Origin of the sequence: Sutterella sp. (assembly GCF_052272535.1) — a bacterium.
Lineage (GTDB): Bacteria > Pseudomonadota > Gammaproteobacteria > Burkholderiales > Burkholderiaceae_F > Sutterella.
Genome location: NZ_DAVZJY010000087.1, coordinates 1 through 9043, shown reverse-complemented (window position 1 = coordinate 9043; position 9043 = coordinate 1). Strand labels below are relative to the sequence as shown.

Genomic DNA, 9043 nt, shown 5'->3' with positions numbered 1-9043 from the left:
CCGTCCCCATGTTCGTGAAGGAATGAGCGGATGAGAAGGTCTCGAAAAGGACTCTAGACGGACTCGAGAAGGACTTCAGTGCGCACCCTCACGCCTCCGGCGCCTTGTAGGGCCACTTCGTGTAGTAGTAGGAGAGGAGCACCGGCACGAGGAAGATCGTCCCGACGGTCGAGAAGACCGTGCCGAAGATGAACGTGATCGCCAAGCCGCCGAACACCGGGTCGGTGATGAGGATCACGCTCCCGAGGATGATCGCGAGGGTCGTGAGGAGAATCGGGCGCAGACGCACCGCGCCCGCGTCGATGAGCGCCTCTCGCAGCGGCAGCCCCGCCTTCAGGTAGTCGATCACGAAGTCGATGATGAGCAGCGAGCTTCTCACGACGACGCCTGAGATGGCCGTCACGCCCACCAGAGAGGAGGCCGAGAACTGGACGTTGAGGAGCCAGTGTCCGGGGAAGATCCCGATGAAGCAGAGCGGCACCGCGGAGAGCGCGATCAGCGCGAGTCCGAAGGAGCGGTAGTAGGCGACGAGGATGAGGAAGATCCCGCCCACGGAGATTACGAGGGAGTTCGCGAGGTCACGGTAGCTGTCGAGCATCATGCGGTTCTCGCCCTGCCAGAGGAGCACCGCGCGGTCGGCGGTGAGGTCGGGCCGCTCGTCGCTCCAGGTGAGGTTCCCGGTCTTGAGCGTTCCGCCCCCCGGGAGCGCGAGGCCCGAGAGCCGGTCGTTGAGGTCGAGGACGGCGTAGGTCGGGGGCGTGTGCCCGAGCTCGCCCCCAACGGCCGCCATGCGCACGCCGTTCTTCTTCTCAATCGGACGCGGGGCCGCATCCGTCTCGACCTTGACGATCGAGGAGAGCGGCACGCGGGCGCCCGCAAAGCCGGGGACCGTCACGCCCGAGAGGAATTCGGGGTCGAACTGCCGGTCGCGCGGGATCTCAATGCGGATCGCCTCTCCCGTGCGTTCGCCCGGGGCGTGCGCCCAGCCGATCACGCCGCCGTCGACGAGGGCGCGGAGCTCGGCCGCGGCCACGGCCGGAACCACGCCGGAGCGCAGCGCCTTCTCGCGGTCGATCGAGAGCCGGTGCTCCACGACGTCCGCCTTCTCGGAATTCGTCACCTCGACCATGTCGTAGGTCTTTCTGAATTCGCTCTCCACTCGGTCGGCGAGCCAACGCAGCAGCGCCGGATCCTCGGCATAGAGCTCCGCGTAGACCGTCCCCTTGAGGGGCGGCCCCGGCGGGTCTTCAAGGACCTGGATGGTGCTCCCGGGCCAGCGTGCGGCGACGGGCTTCAACGCTTCACGAAGATCCGCGGCGATCGTGATCGAGGAGCGCTTCCGCGTCTTCTTGTCGGTGAGGTTCACGCGCACGGCGCCGATGGAGGCGCCTGAGGCGGGACTCATGCGCATCATGGAGTTGAAGTCGGCTACGCCCGCCAGCCCCGACCAGCTCTGCCAGTTGAGGACTTCGGGAATCGTGCGGACGTGCTCCACGACGTCCCTCACCGCGCGGTCGGTCGCCTCGACGGGACTGCCCTTCGGGAGCTCGACCGTGACGTTGAAGGTGTTCTTGTTGTCCTTCGGCAGGAACCCGGCCTCGACGCCCAGGGCGGGGGCGGGGCCGCCCGGGCCTTCGGGGCGCACGAGCTGCCACAAGGGCATCGCGAAGGAGAGGCCGATGAGAAGGATGAGCACGAGGATGTAGATCCGCTCGCGGTTCACGTGGCCGATCAGCGCCGAAGCCGGGATGCTGTAGAGGCGCCCGATCCACCCGCCCGGAATGTCCGTGCCGTCCGGCGCCTTCGCCTCGACGCGGACGTTGGGCTGCGGAATCCAGCGCAGCGCCGCCCAGGGCGCCACCGTGTAGGCGATGAGGAAGGACGCGGCCAACGCCACCGGGACGGAGAAGCCCACGGGGTAGAAATACTGCTTGGGCATCCCCGTGAGGGCCGGAATGAGGGACGCGAAGACCATCATCACGGCGATCGTGGCGAGAAGCGTCGCCGAGCCGATTTCACCGGGCGCGACGATCGAGCGGAGCTTCTTGTCCTCTCGCCCCTTCAGGGGCGAGAGTCCGTAGTGGCGCACGATGTTCTCGATCACGACGATCGAGTCGTCCACGAGCAGACCGAGCGCGATGATGAGCGCATAGAGCGTGAGGCGGTTGATCGTGAAGCCCGAGAGCCCCACAACGCCCAGGGTGATCGCGAGAATGAGCGGGACCGTCACGGCGACGATCGTCGCGGCGCGCCACCCGAGGAAGACGAGCGTCACGGAGACCACCGCCAGCACGGCGATCGCGAGGTGTTCGATCAGCGTGTTCACGGCGTCGTTCGCCTTCACGCCGTCGTTGCGGGTGACGACGACGTCGACGTCCTGCGGAATCACCCAGCCCTTCATGCGCTCGATGCGCGCCAAGGCGTCGTCCGCCACCGTCACGGCATTGGAGCCCTTGCGCTTGGCGACCGCGAGCGTCACGCTCTCGACTTCGCGGCCGTCGGCCCAGCGGGGGTCCGCGGGCCCGTAGCCGAAGCGCGAGGCGTGGGTGCGGTCCGTGCGGGGGCCGTCCACGACGTCGGCGACGTCTGAGAGGTGCACCGGAACGCCCGTGGGCGAGGCGCCCACGACGAGGTCCTTCAGCGCCTGCGCGTCCGCGATGAAGTCGGAGAGCCGCATCGAGCTCTCCATGCCGTTTTCAACGACCTTGCCCAGGGGGCCGGCGACGTTCGAAACCTTGAGGGCGAGCATCACCTGCGTGAAGGAGACGCCGTGACCGGCGAGGCGTTCGGGATCCACGCGTACGAGGAGCTCCCGGTCGCGGCCGCCCACGACCTCGACCGTGGAGACGTTCTCCAGCCCTGAGAGGTTGTCGAGCACCGCGCGCGCGATGCGCTTCAATCCGTAGTCGCCGTATTTGTCCGAGACGAGCGAGACGGCGAGGATCGGCACGTCGTCCACGTCGGCGCTGCGGATCCAGGGGCCCACCACGTCGGCGGGGAGCTCCCCGCGTCCACTCATGATGCGGTCGGCGAGCTTCACGAGCGAGAGCTCCTTCTCCTCGCCCACCTTGAACTGCACCATCAGGACCGCGCCCGAATCCCCAACCGAGGCCCAGACGTGGTCCACGCCCGTGATCTGGTTGATGAGAGTTTCGAGCGGCCGCACGACCTTCATCTCGACCTCTTCGGGCTCGGCACCGGGGAGCGCCGCGATCACCGCCGCCGCGGGCATCGTGATCTGCGGATTCTCCTCGCGCGGAGTGGTCGTCACCGCCCAGATGCCGAAGATCATCGCGGCGATCATCAGGACAACCGTGAGTTTGGAGTCGATGAAGGCCCCGGCCATGCACCCGGTGAGCGTGTGCGTGTCCTTCGCCTGCTCGGCCCTCTCCTCGGTCTTTTCTTCGACCTTCGCCCCGCCCTTCAGACCGGCCTGCTCAAGAACCTGCCCGGAAGCCTTGCCGGACGTTCCTTCCGAAGCCGCCTCCGGGGAAACAGGCTTCTTTTCCGCATCGTCCGTCATCACCGGACTCCTTCGGTCTTCTCAACCTTCACGGCGCGCCCGTCGCTCACGTCCGAGGTCGGCCGGTCGACGAGCATTTCGCCGCCCTTGAGGCCCGCCAGGACCTCGACGCGGCCCTCCATCCGGCGCCCGGTGCGCAGCCACCGGAAGGCCGCGCGCCCGTCCTCGATCACGAAGACGCCTTCGAGGCCGCCCCGGCGCGCGAATGCGGATTCGGGCGCCCAGGGCGTCGCCGCCTCGCCCGCCGCCACGCAAACGCGCCCGTACATGCCGGGCTTCACGAGGGCGGCGTCCTTCGCGTCGAACTTCACCCGCGCGAGGAAGCTTCTCGAGACGCGGTCGGCGGATCCAGAGACGCGCTCCACTTCGCCCGGGAGGACACCAGGCACCCCGTCCACGACCACCTCGGCCCTTTCGCCCGGGCGCACGACGTCGGCCGCGCGCTGCGGCACCTGGAACTCAAACTTCGGGTCCGACTCGCTGTCGATCACGACGACGGCAAGTCCGGGCAGTGCGAGGTCGCCCTCGCGCCGCAGCACGGACGCGATCCGGCCGGAGACCGGAGCGGCCACCTTGGCGTAGGCGCGCTGGTGCTCCGCGACGGCGAGCCCCGCCTCGGCTTCTCTGAGCGTGTCGGCGGCGGCCGTACGGTTCAAAAGCGCCTTGCGCCAGTCGTTGTTGGAGACCAACCCCTCCTTGTAGAGGCCCGAGATCTTCTCGGCGTCGAGCTCCGCGTCCTTTGCGGCGGCGCGGGCCTTGGCGGCCTTCGCCGAAGCCGCGCGGACGTTCTCCTCCACGTCGCGGTCGTCGAGGACCGCCACCACGTCCCCCGCCTTCACGGCGTCGCCCTCCTTGTAGGGCACGGCGCGGATGTAGGCGGTCAGGCGGCTTGCGGCCTCGACACGCCGGTCGGCGACCACGCTCCCGGCCGCCGTCACGACGGAGGGAAGCCCGAGGCCCGCCCGTGTGATCTCAACCGCCACCGCGGGGAGCGTCTGCGGGGCCTCGACCTTCGTCTCCTCACTGCACCCGGCAAGAAGCGCCGCGGCCAAAACCGCGGCCGTCATCGCCGCCGCGGCTGCTCCCGCGCCTTCAACCCTGAGGCCCGACTTCTCCGTGCGGACCTGATCAACATCAACGTGCGTCATCTTCTTCTCTTCGCCGAAGCCGCCCGGATTCCCACGGGAACTCACCGGCTGCGGCGCCTCACTTTACGAATTGCGCTTTATGCATCACCCTTCGCGAACACCCGCAGTCCCTTCGGGAAAGAGAATCCGGAAGATGCTCGCCTTCAGGTGCTCCGGATCGAAGACGCTGCCGCCCGCACCGGGGAGCCACGGCAGTATTCCGCGCGCCTCGAAGGGCATGATGCACATGCCGACGACGTGGAGCGCCCAGAGCTGCCGGTCGGTCTTGACGCCGAGCTCTCCCGAGAGTTCATAAAAGACCCCGAAGGCGCCGCTGTAGGCCATCTCCACGACCTTGCGTGAGCGCTCCGGGTCCGGGTCGAGGAGCGAGCGCTGGATGAGGAGCGAAAGGTTCGGGTTCTCGAAGAACCGGTCCACGATCTCGGAAATCACGTTTTTGAGCCGCACCACGGGATCGGGCGACGAGGCGGCGGCACGTCGGATCGCCGCCATGCGCTCGCTCGCGAGCCGCTCGCAGACGGCGAGCCAGAGCTCCTCCTTTCCCTTAAAGTGGTAGTAGAGCGCCGCCTTGGTGATCCCGACGCGCTCGGCGATCTCGCGCATCGAGGCGCCTTCGAGGCCCGCGGCGGCGAAGCGCTCCTCGGCCGCAAGCAGAATCGCGTCGCGCGAACCGCGCTGCGCGTCCTCAGTCCCGCGCGTCTTCCCGTCCTTCATTACTTCCCCATCCTTACTTACCGGTCGGTAAGCTGCATGCTAGCACAGGCGGCGAAAGACGGCGAGGGGCGCCGCAGGGCCGCGGCGGGAGCGCCTCAGCGGAGTGCGCACGCAGCGGGCCTGCGGCGCAGAGGGCCCGCAGTTGCTATGCTTCTCATCCTGCAACGGCCTTCCGGTGCAAAGGAGGGCCTCAAGGAGGAGAACCGCATGGAGATAGTCGTCTCCGGCAAGGAACGCACGGTCCGCAAGGGCCTCACCGTCGCCGAACTCATCAAGCTCGCCGGGGTTGAAAACCCCGAATACGTCTCCGTCGTCGTGAACGACGTCTTCGTGGACCAGGAGGCGCTCGACACGTTCGAGCTCCATGAGGGCGACCGGGTTGAATTCCTCTACTTCATGGGCGGAGGCGCCTGACATGCCCTTCACCAACGCCCAGCTTGCGCGCTACTCGCGCAACATCCTCCTCGAAGGCGTCGGCCCCCGCGGGCAGATGAAGCTCATGAACGCGAAGGTCCTCGTGATCGGCGCGGGCGGACTCGGCGCGCCGGCGATGCTCTATCTCGCGACCGCGGGCGTCGGCACGATCGGCGTGGCGGACGCGGACCTCGTAGATGTCTCAAACCTCCAGCGCCAGATCATCCACACGACGTCCTCAATCGGCCGCCCCAAGGTCGACTCTGCCGTGAAGGCGATCGAGGCGGTCAATCCCGACGTCAAGGTGAACCGCCACTACGAATACGTGATGGCCGACGGCGTCATGGACCTCATCGACGGCTACGACTTCGTGATCGACGCGACGGACAACTTCCCCGCGAAGTTCCTCATCAACGACGCCTGCGTGATCGCGAAGAAGCCCTTCTGCCACGCCGGGATCCTCGGCTTCAAGGGCCAGGTGATGACCTGGACCCCGAATGCGCCGAAGCTCCCCTGCTACCGGTGCGTCTTCAAGTCCCCGCCCCCGAAGGACGCCGTGCCGAGCACCGCTGAAGCGGGCGTCCTGGGCTCGCTCGCCGGCATCGTCGGGAGCATCCAGGCGACAGAAGCGATCAAGTACGTCCTCGGGATCGGCGAACTCCTCACCGGGCGCGTCCTCACCGTGGACGCCCTCACGATGGAGTTGCGCACCGTTCATCTCGCGCATTCGGACCCGAACTGCCCCGTCTGCGGCAGGAACCCGACGATCACGAAGCCCGTGGACCCGATCGACATGTGGTTCCCCATCATCTGAGGGGAGCCGCCGCAAGCCCGTCCCTTTTCCGAAGGCGTCCGCCCGTCCCGGCCGGACGCCTTCTTCGCACCCGGAGCCCGGGGAGGAGCGGGACTTTCCGGCGCTTGGCGTGGGGCGCGCCGACCTCCCGGGCTGAGGACGACGGCCGCGGGTATCTACCGCCTTTTACTCAGGCCGCCGCCGCCCGCCCGGTGCTATCGTCATTGAACGCCTCCGCCCGAGACTCCGGCGCACGTAAAAAAGGAATACAAATGAAAGAGATCAAAAAGTCCTCCAAGCTCGACAACGTCCTCTACGACATACGCGGTCCGATCATGGACAAGGCCAAGCAGATGGAGGCAGAGGGGCGGCGTCTCATCAAGCTCAACATCGGCAACCTCGCCGTCTTCGGCTTTGATCCGCCCGAAGAGGTCATGCGCGACATGATCTACAACCTGCCGAACTCCTCGGGCTACTCCGACAGCAAGGGGCTCTTCGCCGCGCGCAAGGCGGTGATGCACTACACGCAGGACAAGCAGATCGAAGGCGTGACGCTTGACGACATCTACCTCGGCAACGGCGCCTCGGACCTCATCGCGCTCACCACGAACGCGCTGCTCGACCAGGGCGACGAACTGCTCGTTCCGATGCCCGACTACCCGCTCTGGACGGCCGTGACGAGCCTCGCGGGCGCGAAGCCCGTGCACTACCTCTGCGACGAGGAGAAGGGCTGGATTCCGAGCATCGAGGACATCCGCGCCAAGGTGACGCCGCGCACGAAGGGCATCGTCGTCATCAACCCGAACAACCCCACGGGCGTGCTCTACCCGAATTCGGTGCTCCTCGACATCATTCAGGTCGCGCGTGAGAACGGCCTTGTGATTCTCGCCGACGAGGTCTACGACAAGATCCTCTACGACGACGTGAAGCACACCTCGATGGCCGCGCTCTCGCACGACGTCCTCACGATCACCTTCAATTCGCTCTCGAAGGCCTACCGCGCCTGCGGCTACCGCGCGGGCTGGATGGTGATCTCGGGCGACAAGAGCAACGCGAAGGACTTCATCGAGGGCCTCAACATGCTCTCAAACATGCGCCTGTGCGCCAACGTCCCGGGCCAGTACGCCATTCAGACGGCCTTGGGCGGCTACCAGTCGATCAATGACCTCGTCGGCGAGGGCGGACGCCTGCGCCGCCAACGCGACATCGCCTACGAGATGCTTTCGGCCATTCCGGGCGTCTCGGTGGTGCGCCCGACCGCTTCGCTCTACATGTTCCCGAAGCTCGACCCGGACGTCTATCCGATTGAGGACGACCGCGAGTTCTTCAAGGAGCTCCTCGAGGCGACGAACGTCGTGCTCGTGCAGGGCACGGGCTTCAACTGGCCCAAGCCCGACCACTTCCGCATGGTGTTCCTCCCCTACGAATGGGAGCTCCGGGACGCGATCAACCGCATCGCCCGCTTTCTTGCCGACTACCGCAAGCGCCATCCGGGCAAGAAGATCTTCCCGGAAGACGCCGCGCCGCAGGCGGGGCTCGCGGAGACCCTGAAGGCGGCCTCCAAGGAAGGCTGACGCCCTCAATCTCCACGACGGGCGCAGCGCATCCGCCCTCAGCGAAGGGCTCCTCCAAAGGGGAGCCCTTCGTCGTATACGGCCTCCCCGTTCGGGAATCTCCCCAACGCGCCCGCACATCCGCTGACTCCGGCGCAACGTTCTTCCGCCCGATCTCTGAGGTATTACCCGGCGGGCGGCACGCCGCCCCGGATAACCTTGTGGGAAGAATCGACGGCGTGCACCCGCGCGCAGCAGTCAACCCGCCGCAACCCGCTCCAACCCAACGCTCAGGATTGCCCACAAATGAGGTTCAACACCGAACTCCTCCACGGCGACGCCGTCAAGCGCTACGCCTACGGCGCCACTCTTCCCTCCGTCTGTCAGTCGAGCGCCTTTGGTCAGAACACGGCCGAGGTCCTCTAAGCCGCCTCCGTCCGCATGATCCGCATCCCCCGCGCCGAATTCAACCGCATGCTCGGGCACGCCCGCTCGGAGGCGCCGCTTGAAGCGTGCGGCCTCGCCGCGGGCCGCGCGCTTGACGGGGACGTGCGCGAAGTGGTGCGGATCATTCCGCTCCCCAATGCGCACGCCTCGCCCGCGCACTTCACGATCGACCCGAAAGCGCAGCTCGCCGCCCTCAAGGCGATCCGCGCCGAAGGGCTCGAACTCCTCGGGAACTGGCACTCCCACCCGGCGACCCCGGCGCGCCCGTCGCTCGAGGACCGACGCCACGCCCACGACCCGTGCGCCTCCTACCTCATCCTCTCGCTCGCCGACGCCGCTCCCGTGCTCCGGAGCTTCCGCTTCCGCGACGCCCACGCCGGCTGCGGCGCTCTCCCCGAGCTCGTCGAAGAACCTCTCGAGCTCGTCGGCTGACGGACCGCACCGCCCATCC

The 9043-nt window shown here is 67.2% G+C and carries 7 protein-coding genes; 4 read left to right on the top strand and 3 right to left on the bottom strand.

The annotated features are described in order from the left end of the window. Nucleotides 1–88 precede the first annotated feature (88 nt). From ACT6Y9_RS05895 to ACT6Y9_RS05885, 3 genes are all read right to left on the bottom strand, one after another. Nucleotides 89–3523: an efflux RND transporter permease subunit gene (locus ACT6Y9_RS05895; protein ID WP_443743845.1), complete on the bottom strand. Its 3435-nt coding sequence runs from the start codon at nucleotides 3521–3523 to the stop codon at nucleotides 89–91. After that, nucleotides 3523–4671: an efflux RND transporter periplasmic adaptor subunit gene (locus tag ACT6Y9_RS05890; RefSeq protein WP_443743844.1), complete on the bottom strand. Its 1149-nt coding sequence runs from the start codon at nucleotides 4669–4671 to the stop codon at nucleotides 3523–3525. The genes ACT6Y9_RS05895 and ACT6Y9_RS05890 overlap by 1 nt, the downstream gene beginning before the upstream one ends. A gap of 84 nt (nucleotides 4672–4755) precedes the next feature. Further along, on the bottom strand, nucleotides 4756–5385 hold the full coding sequence (locus tag ACT6Y9_RS05885; RefSeq protein WP_295478082.1) for a TetR/AcrR family transcriptional regulator: 630 nt from the start codon (nucleotides 5383–5385) through the stop codon (nucleotides 4756–4758). 207 nt (nucleotides 5386–5592) lie between these two features. Here ACT6Y9_RS05885 and thiS point away from each other — a divergent pair, with 207 nt between their 5' ends. The 4 genes from thiS to ACT6Y9_RS05865 all read left to right on the top strand — a co-directional run bounded on the left by thiS (nucleotide 5593) and on the right by ACT6Y9_RS05865 (nucleotide 9024). Then, the gene (thiS, locus tag ACT6Y9_RS05880) at nucleotides 5593–5799 is read left to right on the top strand and encodes a sulfur carrier protein ThiS (protein ID WP_295478085.1); all 207 of its coding nucleotides are present in this window, start codon (nucleotides 5593–5595) and stop codon (nucleotides 5797–5799) included. Nucleotide 5800: 1 nt separating this feature from the next. Then, nucleotides 5801–6613, top strand: coding sequence for a HesA/MoeB/ThiF family protein (locus tag ACT6Y9_RS05875; protein ID WP_443743843.1), 813 nt, complete (start codon nucleotides 5801–5803; stop codon nucleotides 6611–6613). 251 nt (nucleotides 6614–6864) lie between these two features. Further along, nucleotides 6865–8166 carry a pyridoxal phosphate-dependent aminotransferase gene (locus ACT6Y9_RS05870; protein ID WP_295478093.1) on the top strand — a complete coding sequence of 434 codons (1302 nt, stop codon included), beginning with the start codon at nucleotides 6865–6867 and terminating at the stop codon, nucleotides 8164–8166. A gap of 420 nt (nucleotides 8167–8586) precedes the next feature. Then, on the top strand, nucleotides 8587–9024 hold the full coding sequence (locus ACT6Y9_RS05865; protein ID WP_443743842.1) for a M67 family metallopeptidase: 438 nt from the start codon (nucleotides 8587–8589) through the stop codon (nucleotides 9022–9024). Nucleotides 9025–9043 lie beyond the last annotated feature (19 nt).